At 68.7% G+C, this 15,655-nt stretch carries 16 protein-coding genes, 1 tRNA gene and 1 pseudogene; 11 read left to right on the top strand and 7 right to left on the bottom strand.

Annotated elements, in window-relative coordinates; translation table 11 throughout:
- Window positions 1–51 precede the first annotated feature (51 nt).
- Window positions 52–1,305: a PTS transporter subunit EIIC gene (locus tag RNB18_RS32480; RefSeq protein ID WP_311717687.1), complete on the bottom strand. Its 1,254-nt coding sequence runs from the start codon at window positions 1,303–1,305 to the stop codon at window positions 52–54.
- Between the two features lie 199 nt (window positions 1,306–1,504).
- Here RNB18_RS32480 and RNB18_RS32475 point away from each other — a divergent pair, with 199 nt between their 5' ends.
- From RNB18_RS32475 to rdgB, 4 genes are all read left to right on the top strand, one after another.
- Complete coding sequence (locus RNB18_RS32475) at window positions 1,505–1,738, top strand: PTS glucose/sucrose transporter subunit IIB (protein ID WP_311717686.1); 234 nt, start codon at window positions 1,505–1,507, stop codon at window positions 1,736–1,738.
- 85 nt (window positions 1,739–1,823) lie between these two features.
- A complete protein-coding gene (rph, locus tag RNB18_RS32470) occupies window positions 1,824–2,561 on the top strand; it encodes a ribonuclease PH (protein ID WP_311717685.1) in 738 nt (245 codons plus the stop codon).
- 145 nt (window positions 2,562–2,706) lie between these two features.
- A complete protein-coding gene (locus RNB18_RS32465; RefSeq protein ID WP_057610865.1) occupies window positions 2,707–3,111 on the top strand; it encodes a hypothetical protein in 405 nt (134 codons plus the stop codon).
- An 11-nt stretch (window positions 3,112–3,122) separates the two neighbouring features.
- Entirely contained in the window at window positions 3,123–3,725 is a 603-nt protein-coding gene (rdgB, locus tag RNB18_RS32460) for an RdgB/HAM1 family non-canonical purine NTP pyrophosphatase (RefSeq protein ID WP_311717683.1), read from the top strand.
- Between the two features lie 54 nt (window positions 3,726–3,779).
- On the opposite strand, the gene RNB18_RS32455 is transcribed toward rdgB, so the two are convergent.
- The 4 genes and pseudogenes from RNB18_RS32455 to bcp all read right to left on the bottom strand — a co-directional run bounded on the left by RNB18_RS32455 (window position 3,780) and on the right by bcp (window position 5,739).
- Window positions 3,780–3,863, bottom strand: a tRNA-Leu gene (locus tag RNB18_RS32455).
- On the bottom strand, window positions 3,863–4,540 hold the full coding sequence (locus tag RNB18_RS32450) for an HNH endonuclease (protein ID WP_311717682.1): 678 nt from the start codon (window positions 4,538–4,540) through the stop codon (window positions 3,863–3,865). Before RNB18_RS32450 ends, RNB18_RS32455 begins: the two co-directional genes overlap by 1 nt.
- Window positions 4,540–5,129, bottom strand: a pseudogene (locus tag RNB18_RS32445) (HNH endonuclease signature motif containing protein). Before RNB18_RS32445 ends, RNB18_RS32450 begins: the two are co-directional and overlap by 1 nt.
- Window positions 5,130–5,271: 142 nt before the next feature.
- Complete coding sequence (gene bcp / locus RNB18_RS32440) at window positions 5,272–5,739, bottom strand: thioredoxin-dependent thiol peroxidase (RefSeq protein WP_311717681.1); 468 nt, start codon at window positions 5,737–5,739, stop codon at window positions 5,272–5,274.
- Between the two features lie 93 nt (window positions 5,740–5,832).
- On the opposite strand from bcp, the gene RNB18_RS32435 reads away from it, so the two are divergent.
- Window positions 5,833–6,162, top strand: a complete 330-nt coding sequence (locus RNB18_RS32435; protein WP_069765268.1) for a DUF3618 domain-containing protein — start codon at window positions 5,833–5,835, stop codon at window positions 6,160–6,162.
- 92 nt (window positions 6,163–6,254) lie between these two features.
- The gene (locus RNB18_RS32430; RefSeq protein ID WP_202477632.1) at window positions 6,255–6,557 is read left to right on the top strand and encodes a GroES family chaperonin; all 303 of its coding nucleotides are present in this window, start codon (window positions 6,255–6,257) and stop codon (window positions 6,555–6,557) included.
- Window positions 6,558–6,620: 63 nt separating this feature from the next.
- Here the strand turns inward: RNB18_RS32430 and RNB18_RS32425 are convergent, their stop codons facing one another.
- A complete protein-coding gene (locus RNB18_RS32425; protein WP_311717785.1) occupies window positions 6,621–9,035 on the bottom strand; it encodes a transglycosylase domain-containing protein in 2,415 nt (804 codons plus the stop codon).
- Between the two features lie 202 nt (window positions 9,036–9,237).
- On the opposite strand from RNB18_RS32425, the gene RNB18_RS32420 reads away from it, so the two are divergent.
- The 4 genes from RNB18_RS32420 to RNB18_RS32405 are packed head-to-tail and all read left to right on the top strand — an operon-like array spanning window position 9,238 to window position 12,665.
- Window positions 9,238–10,038, top strand: coding sequence for an ABC transporter permease (locus tag RNB18_RS32420; protein ID WP_311717784.1), 801 nt, complete (start codon window positions 9,238–9,240; stop codon window positions 10,036–10,038).
- Window positions 10,031–10,852, top strand: a complete 822-nt coding sequence (locus tag RNB18_RS32415) for an ABC transporter permease (RefSeq protein ID WP_311717680.1) — start codon at window positions 10,031–10,033, stop codon at window positions 10,850–10,852. The genes RNB18_RS32420 and RNB18_RS32415 overlap by 8 nt, the downstream gene beginning before the upstream one ends.
- Before the next feature lie 2 nt (window positions 10,853–10,854).
- Window positions 10,855–11,850 (top strand): ABC transporter ATP-binding protein, encoded by a 996-nt coding sequence (locus RNB18_RS32410; protein WP_311717679.1) that lies wholly within the window; start codon window positions 10,855–10,857, stop codon window positions 11,848–11,850.
- A 32-nt stretch (window positions 11,851–11,882) separates the two neighbouring features.
- On the top strand, window positions 11,883–12,665 hold the full coding sequence (locus RNB18_RS32405) for a DUF1707 SHOCT-like domain-containing protein (RefSeq protein WP_311717678.1): 783 nt from the start codon (window positions 11,883–11,885) through the stop codon (window positions 12,663–12,665).
- 39 nt (window positions 12,666–12,704) lie between these two features.
- Here RNB18_RS32405 and RNB18_RS32400 read toward each other — a convergent pair whose 3' ends face one another.
- Window positions 12,705–14,039, bottom strand: a complete 1,335-nt coding sequence (locus tag RNB18_RS32400; protein ID WP_311717677.1) for an SGNH/GDSL hydrolase family protein — start codon at window positions 14,037–14,039, stop codon at window positions 12,705–12,707.
- A gap of 195 nt (window positions 14,040–14,234) precedes the next feature.
- On the opposite strand from RNB18_RS32400, the gene RNB18_RS32395 reads away from it, so the two are divergent.
- A complete protein-coding gene (locus RNB18_RS32395; protein ID WP_311717676.1) occupies window positions 14,235–15,602 on the top strand; it encodes a DUF445 domain-containing protein in 1,368 nt (455 codons plus the stop codon).
- Window positions 15,603–15,655 lie beyond the last annotated feature (53 nt).

The raw sequence follows: 15,655 nt of genomic DNA, 5'->3' as shown, positions 1-15,655 counted from the left end.
CCCCCGGAGAGGTTCAGGACTCCGGGGGCCTTCGTCATAACCAGCCGGCGGTCAGGCCTTCGTGAGGTCCTCGACCTCCTCCTCGGGCTCGCGGCCCGGGGTGGGGAGGTTCCACTTGATGATGGCGAAGCGGAAGACCGAGTAGTAGATCGCCGCGAACACCAGGCCGATGGGGATGATCAGCCAGGGCTTGGTGGCCAGGTTCCAGTTGAGGAAGTAGTCGATCGCGCCGGCCGAGAAGCTGAAGCCGTGGTGGACGCCCAGCGACCAGGTGACGGCCATGGACACGGCGGTCAGGACCGCGTGGATGGCGTACAGCACGGGGGCGATGAACATGAAGGAGAACTCGATCGGCTCGGTGATGCCGGTGACGAACGAGGTCAGTGCAAGCGACATCATCATGCCGCCGACGGCCTTGCGGCGCTCGGGGCGGGCGGTGTGCGTGATCGCCAGGGCGGCGGCCGGGAGCGCGAACATCATGATCGGGAAGAAGCCGGTCATGAACTGGCCGGCGGTCGGGTCGCCGTGGAAGAAGCGGGGCAGGTCACCGCGCCAGACGGCTCCGGAGGAGTCCTTGAAGGTGCCGATCTCCTGCCAGGCCACCGTGTTGACGAACTGGTGCATGCCGACCGGGAGCAACGCGCGGTTGATGGCACCGAAGATCGCCGCGCCGACGGCGCCGAGACCGGTCATCCACTCGCCGAAGTTGGTGATCACGTGACCGATGGGCTCCCAGACCAGACCGAAGAAGACGCCGACGGCGGTGCCGATGAACGCCATCAGGATCGGCACCAGGCGGCGGCCGTTGAAGAAGCCCAGCCAGTCGGGGAGCTTGGTGCGGTGGAAGCGCTGCCACGTGACTGCGGCTATGAGGCCCATGATGATGCCACCGAGGACCTTGGGGTCGTTGTAGGTGGCCGCGACATCCGCACCCTTGGTGATCTTGGCGTCGGCGATCGGAAACGCGGTCAGCACGTTCTTGTAGACCAGGAAGCCCACCAGCGCGGCCAGCGCCGTCGAGCCGTCGGACTTCTTGGCGAAGCCGATGGCGATACCGACGCAGAAGAGCAGCGGCAGGTTGGAGAAGACGGCGTCGCCGGCGGTCATGAACACGGCCGCGACCTTGTTCCAGCCGAGGCCGTCCTTTCCGAACACGTCGGGCTGACCGAGACGCAGCAGGATGCCTGCCGCAGGCAGCACGGCGATCGGCAGCTGAAGGCTGCGGCCTACCTTCTGCAGGCCCTGGAAAAGGCCTGATCCCCACTTCTTCGCGGGGGCCGCCGAGGGCGCGGTGGCGGTGCTCATAACACTTCCTCCATCGGGTGGTGGTCTACACCACTCAGTGGTGTAGACCTGTTGTACACGATGAGGGCGTTATAAGGAACCCGTCAATTCCGCAACCGGAGGACGCCCTCCCCATCGCCGCTCCTGGGTTGGCGACCACCCGCCAGGTGGTGTAGACCAGTTACGCGAAACTGGGCCCACCGTGCGTGAGGAGACCGACATGGCCACCAAGGCAGAGAAGATCGTCGCTGGACTCGGCGGCATCGAGAACATCGAAGAGGTCGAGGGCTGCATCACCCGCCTGCGCACCGAGGTCGTCGACGCGGGCAAGGTCGACGACGCCGCCCTCAAGGCCGCCGGCGCCCACGGCGTCGTCAAGATGGGCACCGCCATCCAGGTCGTCATCGGCACCGACGCCGACCCCATCGCCGCGGAAATCGAAGACATGATGTGAGACCGGAGACCGTCCCGGTCAAGGGGCCCCTCCCATCACGGGAGGGGCCCCTTCCGCATCCCCGTCTCCCGCTAGGCTCAACGCCATGTCTCGAATCGACGGCCGCACCCCCGAACAACTCCGCCCGATCACCATCGAACGCGGCTGGAGCAAGCACGCCGAGGGCTCCGTCCTCGTCTCCTTCGGCGACACGAAGGTCTTCTGCACCGCCACCGTCAGCGAAGGCGTCCCCCGCTGGCGCAAGGGCAGCGGCGAGGGCTGGGTCACCGCCGAGTACTCCATGCTGCCCCGCGCCACCAACACCCGCGGCGACCGCGAGTCCGTCCGCGGCAAGATCGGCGGCCGTACGCACGAGATCAGCCGCCTCATCGGCCGCTCCCTGCGCGCGGTCATCGACTACAAGGCGCTCGGCGAGAACACCATCGTCCTCGACTGCGACGTCCTCCAGGCTGACGGCGGCACCCGCACCGCGGCCATCACCGGCGCCTACGTCGCCCTCGCCGACGCCATCGCCTGGGCCCAGGGCAAGAAGCTGATCAAGGCCGGCCGCCAGCCGCTGACGGGAACCGTGAGCGCGGTCTCCGTCGGCATCGTCGGCGGAGTACCCCTCCTCGACCTCTGCTACGAGGAGGACGTGCGCGCCGACACCGACATGAACGTCGTCTGCACCGGCGACGGCCGCTTCGTCGAGGTCCAGGGCACCGCCGAGGCCGAGCCCTTCACCCGCGACGAACTCAACTCCCTCCTCGACCTCGCGGTCTCGGGCTGCTCGGAACTCGCTGTCCTGCAGAGCAAGGCGCTTGATACGGTCCTCGAAAGGTAAAGGGACCGCCAAGAACGGTGGCCGGCGCGCGCAACCCGACCGGCCGCCCCGGCGTCTTCGGGAGTACGGGCGCCCGCTGTGCACAACGGGCGCCCGGCCAGTCAACGGGGGCCTCCTGAGGCCTGCCACAGGAGGGAACAGATCCATGGCCGCGAGCCGACGCCGCCGTAGTCGCCATATCACCATCGCCGCCGCGGTGGCCGCCGTAGGACTCACGGTCGGCCTCACCACCGGCTGCGACGCCGTCAGCAAGGCACTGGACTGCGTCCAGACCGCCGAGGCGGTCGCCGACAGCGTCACCGACCTCCAGCAGGCCGTGGAGAACGCGTCGAACGACCCGACCCAGATCGACGAGGCACTCACCTCCATCGACCAGAACCTCGACGAGATCGGCGACAAGACCGACAACACCGACGTCAACAAGGCGGTCGACAACCTCAGCGAGGCCGTGACCAACGTCCGTACGGCGGTCAAGAACGGCGACGAGACGCCGGACCTCAGCCCCATCACCGACGCGGCCGGCGAACTGACGAAGGTCTGCACGCCGTAATACTGGTGGGCATGACGCGCCTGATCCTCGCCACCCGCAACGCCGGCAAAATCACCGAACTCCACGCGATCCTCGCCGACGCAGGTCTGCCCTTCGACCTCGTCGGCGCGGACGCGTACCCCGAGATCCCCGACGTCAAGGAAACCGGCGTCACCTTCGCGGAGAACGCACTCCTGAAGGCCCACGCCCTCGCCCGGGCAACGGGCTTGCCGGCGATCGCCGACGACTCGGGCCTGTGCGTGGACGTCCTGAACGGCGCCCCGGGAATCTTCTCGGCCCGCTGGTCGGGCACTCACGGAGACGACAAGGCCAACCTGACGCTGTTGTTGGCCCAACTGTCGGACATCGCCGACGAACACCGCGGCGCCCACTTCGCCTGCGCGGCGGCCCTGGCGCTGCCGGACGGCACGGAGAGGGTGGTGGAGGGCCAACTGAAGGGCGTCCTGCGCCACACCCCTGTGGGCACGAACGGCTTCGGCTACGACCCGATCCTCCAGCCGGAGGGCGAGACACGAACGTGCGCGGAGCTCTCGCTGGAGGAGAAGAACGTGATCAGCCATCGGGGGAAGGCGTTTCGGGCGTTGGTGCCGGTGGTGCGGGAGTTGTTGGGCTGAGGTGCGCACGAGAACGGCCTGCGCATCGTTTCTTCGATTCGCAGGCCGTCTGTGTGCGGCGGAAGGGATTCGAACCCTCAAGCCCGATCAAGGGCCACAGATCCTAAGTCTGCTGTGTCGCCATTGCACCACCGCCGCTAGTTGTCTGCCATCGTACCGGCAGTTGTTTGCGGTCTTCTGCCTCCCCTGCACCAGGTACTGGTGACTGCGTGGCAGTTGGGACAGAGCAACCGCAGGTTCTCCCGCCGGTCGTCGCTCCAGTCGCCGTTGATGTGATCGACCTCCAGGGTCATGGGCCTGCCGAGCCATTCGGGGCCTGTACCGCACTCGGCGCACTCCTCGGGCACGCCCACTTCCAAGAGCGCCCGGCGGAGCAGGTAAGTCCTGGTTCGGCGCTTGCCGTCGTGCTGCACCAGGACGTCCTCCGGGCGCTTGAGGATGTCAGTGCGAGTCTTCCCTCGCTGATGAGCCTGTCCCAAGAAGTGCGCAGTCGTGAGACCTTCCTGGGTGACCCACTGACGCAACAGCGCGCGCTGCCTGCCGTTGTCCGGGCGTTCCAGGTGGCGGAGAGCCTCCGCGATGGATTCGGACCCGGCGACTGCGGCTCGCAACTCGGCGGAGGTGGGACGGCGGCGTCTGCCACAGGGGCTGAAGTGTGAGATGTCGATGCCGAAGTGAACGAACCGCCGGATCAGATAGCGGCGGAGTGTGGCGTACGGCTGGGTGCCGAAGAATGCGATGACCTCTTCGATGTCGGAGCACCTTGCTGCGGCCTCGGCCAACTGCTCCCGGGTGTACTGCACGCCGCTACCCATCAAGCGCGTCCCTTGCCGCGCCCACGATAACTGTCCGTTGTCGAGTGGCAGTTGGGACAGAGGAACCGCAGGTTCTCGACGCGGTTGTCCCGCCAGTTGCCGTCGATATGGTCGACCTCAAGGGGGAGTGGATACCCCCGCCAGACTCCTTCGATACCGCAAAGGGCGCACTGCTCGGCTACGCCTACGCTCGTCATCGCCCGCCTGAGGCGATCGCTCTGGATGCGCCGGGCATTGTCTGCGGGCTGCTCGATGAGTAGTTCCGCCCGGAGTTCGGCGACGCAACGCCTTGCCCCGATGAGTCGGGACCTGGAAGTGCGAGGTGTCGATGCCGTACGCCTTGATCCGGCGGCTGATGTGCGTGTGCTGCCCGCCGACGACCTCAACCCCGAGACGGCGCAGTACCTCGCACATGTTCGTTGATGCCGTAACCGCGGCTTCCAGGGCCTCCCTCGTCCACCGACCCCCCTCGCGTTCGAAGTGCGAGGTGTCCACCCCCAGCCCCCAACCTCTCCAGCGCCTCCGACAATGTCCGAGCCCCCCGAGCCGCCTCTTCCAGCCGCTCCCTGGTGTACGCACTTGCCCCCACCGAACCCCCTCCGTCCCCGACCGCATGTTCGCGACCTCGTACGGAGTAACGAACCGCTTATCGGACAGTCACGCCCGAAACGTAAAAGCGGCTCGCCCCGGGCATTCCGGTGCGAGCCGCTCGGCAGGGGAAACGTGGAGGTTCAGATATCCAGGTCCTTGATGATCTTCGCCACGTGGCCCGTCGCCCGGACGTTGTACAGGGCCCGTTCGACCTTGCCCTCCTCGTCCACGATGATCGTGGAGCGGATGACACCCATGTAGGTCTTGCCGTAGTTCTTCTTCTCGCCGTACGCCCCGTATGCCTCGGTCACGGCCTTCTCCGGGTCGGCCAGCAGCGTGACCTTCAAGGACTCCTTCTCGCGGAACTTCGCCAGCTTCTCCGGGGCGTCCGGGGAGATGCCGAGGACGTCGTACCCCGCGCCGGCCAGCACCTCCAGGTTGTCGGTGAAGTCGCAGGCCTGCTTCGTGCAGCCCGGGGTCAGGGCGGCCGGGTAGAAGTAGACGATGACCTTGCGGCCCTTGTGGGCGGAGAGGGACACGTCGTTGCCGTCGGCGTCGGGCAGGGTGAAGGCGGGGGCCACGTCCCCGGGCTGGAGTCGCTCGCTCATTGGGTCAGCGTAACCGGGGGTCCTGACAGTGCGGTCGCGGTCGGAACTGACAGACTGTCCAGGACACGTAGCAGCGACCCCGGAGGCCCCACCGTGGCGGACACGTCGGACATCAGAACCCCGGCGCAGATCGAGGCGGACATCAAGCGCCGCCGCGAGTTGCTGGCCGATACGCTCGACGAGATCGGGGTGCGGGTGCACCCGAAGACGATCGTCGGCGACGCCAAGGCCAAAGTCGTCTCCAACATCGACCACACGCTCGGGCGGGCGTACGTCTCCGTCAACAAGGCCGTCACGGATGTGAAAGCCCAGTTCGTGGACGAGGAGGGTGCGCCCCGGCTGGAGCGCGTCGTGCCCGTCGCCCTCGTCGCCGTGGGACTCGTGGGGCTGCTCGCCCTGGGAACCCGGCGCCGCAAGGGCTGACCCGGCCGCGTACACGGGTGCCGAAGACAGGTAGGTTCAGTGGCGTGAGCGCGAAGAGAAACGACACCCCGAACGACAAGCTGCCCATCCGGATGCTGCACGACCGCGTACTCGTGCGGCAGGAGAACGGTGAGGGCGAGCGACGGTCGGGCGGCGGCATCCTCATTCCCGCCACCGCGGCCGTCGGACGCCGGCTGGCCTGGGCCGAGGTGGTCGCCGTGGGGCAGAATGTACGGACCGTGGAGCCCGGTGACCGGGTGCTGTACGACCCCGAGGACCGGGCCGAGGTCGAGGTGCGCGGGACCGGTTACGTCCTGATGCGTGAGCGTGATCTGCACGCCGTGGCGGCCGACCGGTTCGAGGGCTCCGAGGACTCGACGGGCCTGTACCTGTAGACGGCAGTCCGAAAGGGGCCGGTGACCGACGTCACCGGCCCCTTTCGCCGTGTCGCGGGACGGTCAGTCCCGTCTGGACGTGCTGAACAGGCCCGCGCCTTCCGTCGTCGCCCCGCCGCTCGGTGTGTCTCCGGTGGTGCCCCCGGTCGTGTCACCCGTCGTGCCGCCGTCGGTGGTGGTGCCGCCGTTCGTGGTGCCCCCCGTGGTCCCGCCGGTCGTCGTGCCGCCGCCGTCGGTCGTGCCGCCGTCGGTGGTCGTGTCGCCGGTCGTGCCGCCCGTCGTGGTGTCGCCGCCGGTCGTGGTCGTGCCGCCGTTGTCCTGGCCCTGGGTCTGGCCCTCGGTCTGGCCCGGGGTCTCCTGGCCGCCGGTGGTGTCGCCGGTGGTGCCGCCGTTGTCCTCGCCGCCCGTGGTCGGGTCGACCGGGGCCTGGCTGCTCGGGGCCTGGATCTCGGCGCCCGGCTGGAGCTCGAGGTCGAAGTCGGTGACCGGCTTCCCCTTGAGGGCGGCCTTGGTGTACTGCGCCCAGATCTCGGCGGGCGGCCCGCCGCCGTTGACGCGCTCCAGGCCCATCGCGTTGTACAGCGACTTGTGGGCGGCCGTCACCGGGTCCTGACCCATGACGGAGACGACCGTGGCGAGTTCGGGCGTGTATCCGGCGAACCAGGCCGCGGTGTCCTCCTCGGCGGTGCCGGTCTTGCCGGCGGCGGGACGGCCGGCGGCCTGGGCGGCGGTGGCGGTGCCGTTCTCGACGACGCTCTGCAGGATCGAGGTGGTGGTGTCGGCGGCCTGGCGGCTGACGGCCTGGTTGGTGCGCTGCGGGGGCAGCTCGACGGTCTCCGCGCCGTCCTTGGTGATCTTGTCGATCATCGTGTACGTGCCGTGCCGGCCGTGGTTGGCGAGGGTGGCGTAGGCCTCCGCCATGTCGAGGACGCTCGCGGTGTTCACGCCGAGCGCGATGGACGGGGAGGCCGTCAGGTCCGGGGTGTCGGAGGGGATGCCCAGGTCGATCGCGGTCTGCTTGACCTTGTCGGAGCCGACGTCGACGGCCATCTGTGCGTACACCGAGTTGACGGACTTGTCGGTGGCCTCGCGGACGGTGATCTCGCCGTAGGAGCCCTGGTCCTCGTTCTCGGGGGCGTAGGTGCCGCCGTTCCACCCCACGACCGGGCGCTTGTTGGTGCCGTCGTAGTAGGTGTTGGGGGTGATGACCTGTTCGTCCTGGGTCTCGGAGTGGTTCTGGACGGCCGAGGCGAACACGATGGGCTTGAAGATGGAGCCGACCTGGAAGTCGCCGCGGGTCGCGCCGTTCGTGTACTGCTTGACGTAGTCGACGCCGCCGTACATTGCGACGACCTTGCCGGTCTTCGGGTCGACGGAGGCGCCGCCCGCGCGGACGTAGTTGTCGACCTTGTTGTTCTTCTTGTCGAGCTTCTTCATCACCTGGTCGTCGACGGCCTTCACGAAGGCGTCCTGCTTGCTCTTGTCCAGGGTGGTGGTGATGCGGTAGCCGCCGGCCTCCAGCTGCTCCGCGGTGACGATCTTGTTGGTGGTGAGGTAGTCCTTGATCGCCTGCACGATGTAGCCGCGCTGCCCGGACAGGCCGGTGGAGACGGTCTGTTCCTTGGGCATCGGGAACTTCAGGCCGGTGCGCGCGGACTGGGCCAGCCAGCCCTTTTTGACCATGCCGTCCAGGACGTAGTTCCAGCGGGCCTCGGCCGCCGCCTTGTTCTCGGGGTGCGCGACGACGTCGTACTCGCTCGGCGCGTTGACCAGCGCGGCGAGGTAGGCGGCATGGGCCGGGTCGAGGTCGACGGCGTCGATGCCGTAGTAGGCCTGGGAGGCGGCCTGGATGCCGTAGGCGTTGCGGCCGAAGTAGCTGGTGTTGAGGTAGCCCTCGAGGATCTGGTCCTTGGACTGGGTGCGGTCCAGCTTGATCGAGATGAAGAACTCCCTGGCCTTGCGGGTGACGGTCTGCTCCTGGGCCAGGTAGTAGTTCTTCACGTACTGCTGGGTGATCGTGGAGCCGGACTGCTTGCCCTTGCCGGTGGCGGTGTTCCAGCCGGCGCGGAGCATGGCCTTGGGGTCGATCGCGGACTCGCTGTAGAAGTCGCGGTCCTCGGCGGCCAGTACGGCGTGCTGGGCGTCCTTGGAGATCTGTGCGAGGGAGACGTTCTCGCGGTTGACCTCGCCGTCGCGGGCGAGCTGGCTGCCGTCGGCGTAGAGGTAGACGTTGGACTGCTTGGTGGCGAGTGCGTTGGCCGGCGGGATCTTGACCATGGAGTAGCCGAGGAAGAACAGGCCGGCCAGGACGATCAGCCCGAGGAAGAAGGTGCTCAGCACCATGCGCCACGTCGGGATCAGCCGTCGCCAGCCCGTACGCCGGGGCCGCTTGGCCTGCTTCTTCCCGCCGGGCTGTTCAGCCGCTTGTGGGTCTGTCGGTGCCCAGCCCTCGGTCGGCTGCTGCGGCTGGTCGTTCATCTCGTGCACGGACTCCTGTTTCGCCTCGTACGTTCCCGTACGCCCTCGTACGCCTTCTGCGTCCCCTCTTGAAGACTCTCGCACCCTGCGTTCCGTTCCCGGATATGGCGCGCGTCTCGCCCGGAAAATGGGAGGCCCGCCTCGTCACCTGCGCACTAGGCTCCTGCGCTTTGGTGTCGGCGGGCAGAGGAGGGCTGTGGATGTGGGTTCCTGGCGGTTGTATGCGGCCGTCGCGGCGGGGGGATTCAGACGATACGCGACATATCGCGCGGCCACGCTCGCCGGGGTGTTCACCAACACCGTCTTCGGTGTGATCCTCGTCTACACCTATCTCGCGCTGTGGGACGAGAAGCCCCATCTCGGGGGCTACGACCAGGCGCAGGCGGTCACCTACGTATGGCTGGGGCAGTGCCTTTACTCGACGCTGGCCATCCAGGGCGGCGGTGCCGAGAAGGATGTGATCGAGCGGATCCGCACGGGTGAGATCGCGGTCGATCTGTACCGGCCGGCCGACCTCCAACTGTGGTGGCTGGCGAGCGACTTGGGCCGCTCGCTGTTCCAGCTGCTGGGACGCGGCGTGATCCCCTTCGTCTTCGGCGCGCTGTTCTTCCCGATGGCGCTGCCCACGGACATCACCTCGTGGGCGGCCCTGTTCGTGGCGCTGCTGCTCGCGATGGTGGTCAGCTTCGGGATCCGCTATCTGGCGGCGCTGAGCGTGTTCTGGCTGATGGACGGTATGGGCATCATGCAGGCCGTGATGATCACGGGCGTCTTCTGCTCGGGCATCGTGTTCCCGCTCAACGCCTTCCCGGGGGTGCTGGGCGACATCGTGCGGGCGCTGCCGTGGGCGGCGCAGCTCCAGATGCCGGCGGACGTGCTGATGGGGGAGGCGGATCCGCTCGGGGCGTACGCCTTCCAGGCGACGTGGGCGGTGGTGCTGCTGGCGGCGGGGCGGCTGCTGCAGTCGGCGGCGACGCGGCGGGTGGTGGTGCAGGGTGGCTGAGATGTCCCGCCTGGGTGAGGGTGTGCGGGCCTACTGGTTGATCGCGGGCATGTGGGTCCGCTCCTCGATGACGTACCGCACCTCCTTCGTCGTCACCATGTTCGGCAACCTGCTGATGACCGGCCTGGACTTCGTCGGGATTCTGCTGATGTTCTCGCAGGTCGACTCGCTGGGCGGCTGGGGCCTGCCCGAGATCGCCTTCCTCTACGGCCTCTCGGTCACCGCCTTCGGGATCGCCGACCTGGTGCTCGGCTCGATGGATGTGCTGGGCGCCCGGATCCGTGACGGCTCCTTCGACATCCTGCTGGTGCGGCCGGCACCGGTGCTCGCCCAGATCGGCGCGGACCGTTTCGCGGTGCGCCGCCTGGGCCGGATCACCCAGGGCACGGTGGTGCTGGTCTGGGCGCTGGCTTCGGTCGATGTCGACTGGAGTGCGGCGAAGGTGCTGCTGGTGCCGGTGATGGTGGTCAGCGGTGCGGCGATCTTCTGCGCGGTGTTCGTGGCGGGCGCGGCCTTCCAGATCTTCGCGCAGGACGCCTCCGAGGTGCAGAACGCGTTCACGTACGGCGGTACGACCCTGCTTCAGTATCCGCCGACGGTGTTCGGGAAGGACTTCGTGCGCGGGGTGACGTTCATGCTGCCCCTCGCCTTCGTCAACTGGGTGCCGGCCTCCTATGTGCTGGACCGGCCGTACCCGCTGGATCTGCCTCAGTGGGCGGCCTTCGTGTCGCCGCTGGTGGCGGTGGCGTGCGCTGCGCCGGCCGGGCTCGCGTGGCGGGCGGGCCTCGGTTCGTATCGGAGTACGGGGAGTTAGGGGTGGACCAGGTGGTGGACGTGGCGGTGGACGCCTTCATCGAACTCGACCAAGTCGAGAAGGTCTTCGACGTGCGCAAGAAGACGGGTTTCCTCAGACGGGAGCGGCGCCAGGTGCGGGCGGTCGACTCGATCTCCTTCACCGTGGCTCGCGGCGAGATGGTCGGGTACATCGGCCCGAACGGTGCCGGCAAGTCGACGACGATCAAGATGCTGACGGGCATCCTGACGCCGAGCGGTGGTCGGCTGCGGGTGGCGGGGATCGACCCGTCCCGGGAGAGGACGAAGCTCGCCCACCGCATCGGCGTGGTCTTCGGGCAGCGCACGACCCTGTGGTGGGACCTCCCGCTGATCGACTCGTACAAGCTGATGCACCGCATGTACCGCATCCCGGACGCCCGTTACCGCGAGAACCTCGACCGCTGCGTCGAACTCCTCGAACTGGCCGACCTGTTGGACGTCCCGGTACGACAGCTGTCCCTTGGCCAGCGGATGCGGGGTGACATCGCGGCGGCCCTGCTGCACGACCCCGAGGTGCTGTACCTGGACGAGCCGACCATCGGACTCGACGTCATCTCCAAGGCCAAGGTGCGGGGATTCCTGCGGGAGTTGAACACCGAGCGCGGCACGACGGTCCTGCTGACCACCCACGACCTCCAGGACATCGAGCAGCTCTGCTCGCGCGTGATGGTCATCGACCACGGGCGCCTGATGTACGACGGTCCCCTCACCGGCCTGCACGAGGTGGGCGAGAGCGAACGCACCCTCGTGGTGGACCTGGAGCGGGAGTTGCCGCCGATCGAGGCGGCGCCCGCGCGCGTGGTGAAGGTGGAGGGGCCGCGGCAGTGGCTGGCGTTCCCGGCGTCCGAGTCGGCGGCGGCGCTGGTGGCGCGGGTCGCGGCGGAGTATCCGCTGGTGGATCTGTCGGTGCGGGAGCCGGACATCGAGGCGGTGATCGCGAAGATGTACGCGGGAGAAGCGGAGAAAGCGGTGTCGTAGCCGTGGGGAGTGGTTGCTCGTAGGCTGGCCTCATGACGGACGAACTCCCGGAGCTGCGTGCCTCCGACGCCGATCGTGAGCGAGTCTCCGAGGTCCTGCGGGACGCCCTCGCGGAGGGGCGGCTCGACATGGAGGAGTTCGAGGAACGGCTGGACGCGACGTACAAGGCGCGGACGTACGGCGAACTCGCGCCGATCACCCGGGATCTTCCGGTCGGCCAGGTGGCCGCTCCCAAGGTCGACATGCTGAAGCGGCCCGAGCCGGACGGGAGTTGGGCGTCCCGGATCGTCGGCGGTGAGGGCTCGTCCACGTGGGCCGTCGCCGTGATGTCCGGGTTCCAGCGCAAGGGGCGGTGGACCGTGCCCCGGCGGTTCAACTGCTTCGCCTTCTGGGGCGGTGGTGAGCTCGATCTGCGCGAGGCGAACTTCGCCGACGGCGAGGTCGAGATCAACTGTGTCGCGATCATGGGCGGGGTGCAGGTGATCGTGCCGCCGGGGGTCGAGGTCGTGGTGCGGGGAATCGGGATCATGGGCGGGTTCGACCACCGTGAGCAGGGTGTCCCGGGGGAGCCGGGGGCGCCTCGGGTGGTGGTGACCGGGTTCGCGTTCTGGGGCGGGGTCGGGGTCGAGCGGAAGGTGACGAGGGCCGAGCGGCAGCGGCTCCGTGAGGAACGGCGGCAGCAGCGGCTCGATCGCCGGGAGGCTGTCCGGGAGCTGAAGGAGTCGGTCCGGGACGACGTCCGCGACGCGCATCGGCGGATGATCGGCGGACACCACGACATGATGCGCGACCGGCGCCGACGGGGTGAGGACTGAGCGGTCGGTGGGCGGCGACCGGCCCCCACCGACCCGCGGCTACAGCCGTGCCGCCGTCGACCCCTTCAGGTACTCCAGGTCGAAGGTGTCCGCCATCCGCTCGTACCCGTTGTCGTTGGGGTGGAGCCGGTCTCCGGAGTCGTACATCGCGCGGAGCGCACGGGGGTCGTAGGGATCCCTCAGCGCCTTGTCGAAGTCGACCACCGCGTCGTAGACCTTGCCCGAGCGGATCTGCGCGTTGATGGTCTGGCGGACGTCCTCGCGGGCCTCGGTCCAGGTGGTGCGCCTGCCGACGGGCATGAGGGTCGCGCCGACGACCTTGATGCCGCGCGCGTGGGCCTGGCGGACCAGGTCGCGCAGGCCGGTGAGGATCTTCTGGGGGTCGGCGGTGCCCGGGGTGCGGAGGAGGTCGTTGATGCCGAGGTCGATGACCACGATCTTGACGTTGGGGCGGTCGAGCACGTCCCGTCGGAAGCGGCGGATGCCCGCTTGGTTCTCCAGGGGGCGGCCACGGGCGTCCGAGAGGACCCGGTTGCCGCCGATCCCCGCGTTGACGACGCTGTAGCGGGGCAGATCCTGCCCGGCCACGAGGGCGGTGCGCAGGCGCCGGTTCAGGTAGTCCGGCCAGCGGGCGTTCGCGTTGGCGGTGGAGTTCTTGCCGTCGGTCAGCGAGTCGCCGAAGGCGACCACCGTGCCGTCGGCCTCGCCGCTGAGTACGTCCAGAGCGGTGAGATACCGCCAGTGGTCGACCTGTTCGGTGTACGCCGTCCCGGTCTCGTCCTCGGTGAGGTCGCCCTCGCCGGCGTACGACGTCTGCCGTGCCGTCGGGTGGTAGGTGACCGGCCCGGACAGGCTGGGGGAGTAGGTGGTGACGAGGACGTCGCTGCCCGCCGGGAGGGCCAGGGCGGCGGCGTCGCTGAGCACCTGCCCGCCCGCGGCGATGACGACCGTGGTCCTGCCGGCGAACGTGAGCGGCCGCAGGGTTCCCACGCGCGCGGCGGCGGTCTCCGGGCCGGCGGCGAGGGCGATCGAGGCGTGCGTGACGGTCAGCGCGGTCCGGCCGTAGAGATTGGACAGCGTGACGCGGGCACTCGTACCGCCGACGGCGGCGTGCACGACGTTGCGGACGGAGCGGCCCGTCATGCCCTCGGCCTGGGTGCCGGGCTCGGCGCCGACCGGGGAGGCGGACCAGGTGCCGACCCAGACTCCGGTGGAGGCGGGTGCGGCGGAGGGGCGTGCGGGCCGGGAGCCGGACAGTGCGGTGCGGTCCCTGGTGCCGGTGTCGGCCGCCACTCCGACGTAGATGGCGGTGGACATGGCCACGATCACGGCGATGATCGCGGCAAGCAGGGCGTAACCATGACGCCGAGTCATGTGGTGCTGTTCTCCTAGGGCGATGGGAGCCCGAGGCTCCGATCTGATCACCTCATGATGAGGCATGAACCTGAGAGCAAGGGACGAGACCCCCTCCGGTTCGCTCGTCCGGAATGACGCCGGGAACTCTTGTTCCGTTCCAGGAGTCGCTCAGGAAGGGACAATGTGTGAGGGATCACCGAACGGGTGGAGCGGATGGAACGCACGAAACCGCAGGAAACGGGACCATCTGACGTGGAGCAGCATGCCCGGCCGGACGGGGCCGTGAACCGTGCCGTCCCCGCTTCGGCCGTACGTGCGATGAACACCTTCAGCGAGGCGGACCTGGAGAAACAGCGCGGGGTGCGGCGCATGAAGCTCACCGCCACCGGACTGCTGCTCCTCGTGGCCGTGGTGTACGTGCTGGCCAAGTGGGCGCACAACTCCGGGGCCGGTCCCTGGGCCGGCTATGTCGCCGCGGCCGCCGAGGCCGGCATGGTGGGCGCGCTCGCCGACTGGTTCGCCGTGACCGCCCTCTTCCGCCACCCGCTCGGCCTGCCCATCCCGCACACCGCGATCATCCCCACCAAGAAGGACCAGTTGGGGGTGTCGCTGGGCGAGTTCGTCGGCGAGAACTTCCTCTCCGAGGCCGTCGTACGACAGCGGCTGCGTGCCGTGGGGATCGGCAGCCGGCTGGGGGCCTGGCTGGCCGAGCCCGAGCACGCCGACCGGGTCACGGCGGAGCTGTCGGCCGCGCTCAGGGGTGCCTTGACCGTCCTGCGGGACTCCGACGTCCAGGCCGTGGTCGGTGAGGCGATCACCCGGCGGGCCGACGCCCAGGAGATCGCGCCCGGCATCGGGAAGATGCTGGAGAAGGTCGTCGTCGACGGGGGACATCGGCGGGTCGTCGACCTCGTGGTGGCCCGGGCCTATGACTGGCTCGTGCTCCATGACGAGCAGGTCATGGACGCGGTGCAGGGGGGCGCGCCCGGCTGGACCCCGCGTTTCGTCGACAAGAAGGTCGGCGAGCGGGTCTACAAGGAACTGCTGCGCTTCGTGACCGAGATGCGGGACATGCCGTCCCATCCGGCGCGGGGCGCGCTGGACCGGTTCCTGACGGACTTCGCCTCCGACCTCCAGTCCGACACGGACACACGCGCGCGTGTCGAGCGGCTCAAGGGTGAGGTGCTGGGGCGCGGCGAGGTGCAGGACCTGATCGCGTCCGCCTGGACCGCCGTACGGTCGATGATCGTCTCCGCCGCCGAGGACGAGCGCAGTGAGCTGCGGCTGCGGGTGCGGGCGTCGCTGCTGTCGCTGGGGGCGCGGATGGCGGTGGACCCGAAGGTGCAGTCGAAGGTCGACGGGTGGGTGGAGGGAGCCGCGGTGTACGTGGTCACCACCTACCGGCGGGAGATCACCTCCCTGATCACGGACACGGTGGCCGGCTGGGACGCCGAGCACACGACGCGGAAGATCGAGGCGAACATCGGCCGTGACCTGCAGTTCATTCGGATCAACGGCACGGTGGTCGGGTCGCTCGCGGGATTGTTGATCTATACGGTGTCGCGGGCACTGGGGGCGTAGGCGGCCTGGTCGAGGGCACCCGGGTGGGGTTCGCTCGAGGCTCGCTCGAGGAT

The organism is Streptomyces doebereineriae (assembly GCF_031845645.1).
In the GTDB taxonomy this organism is placed as follows: domain Bacteria; phylum Actinomycetota; class Actinomycetes; order Streptomycetales; family Streptomycetaceae; genus Streptomyces; species Streptomyces canus.
Note: the sequence above shows the minus strand (reverse complement) of the source record. Positions and strands in the feature narration are given on the sequence as shown.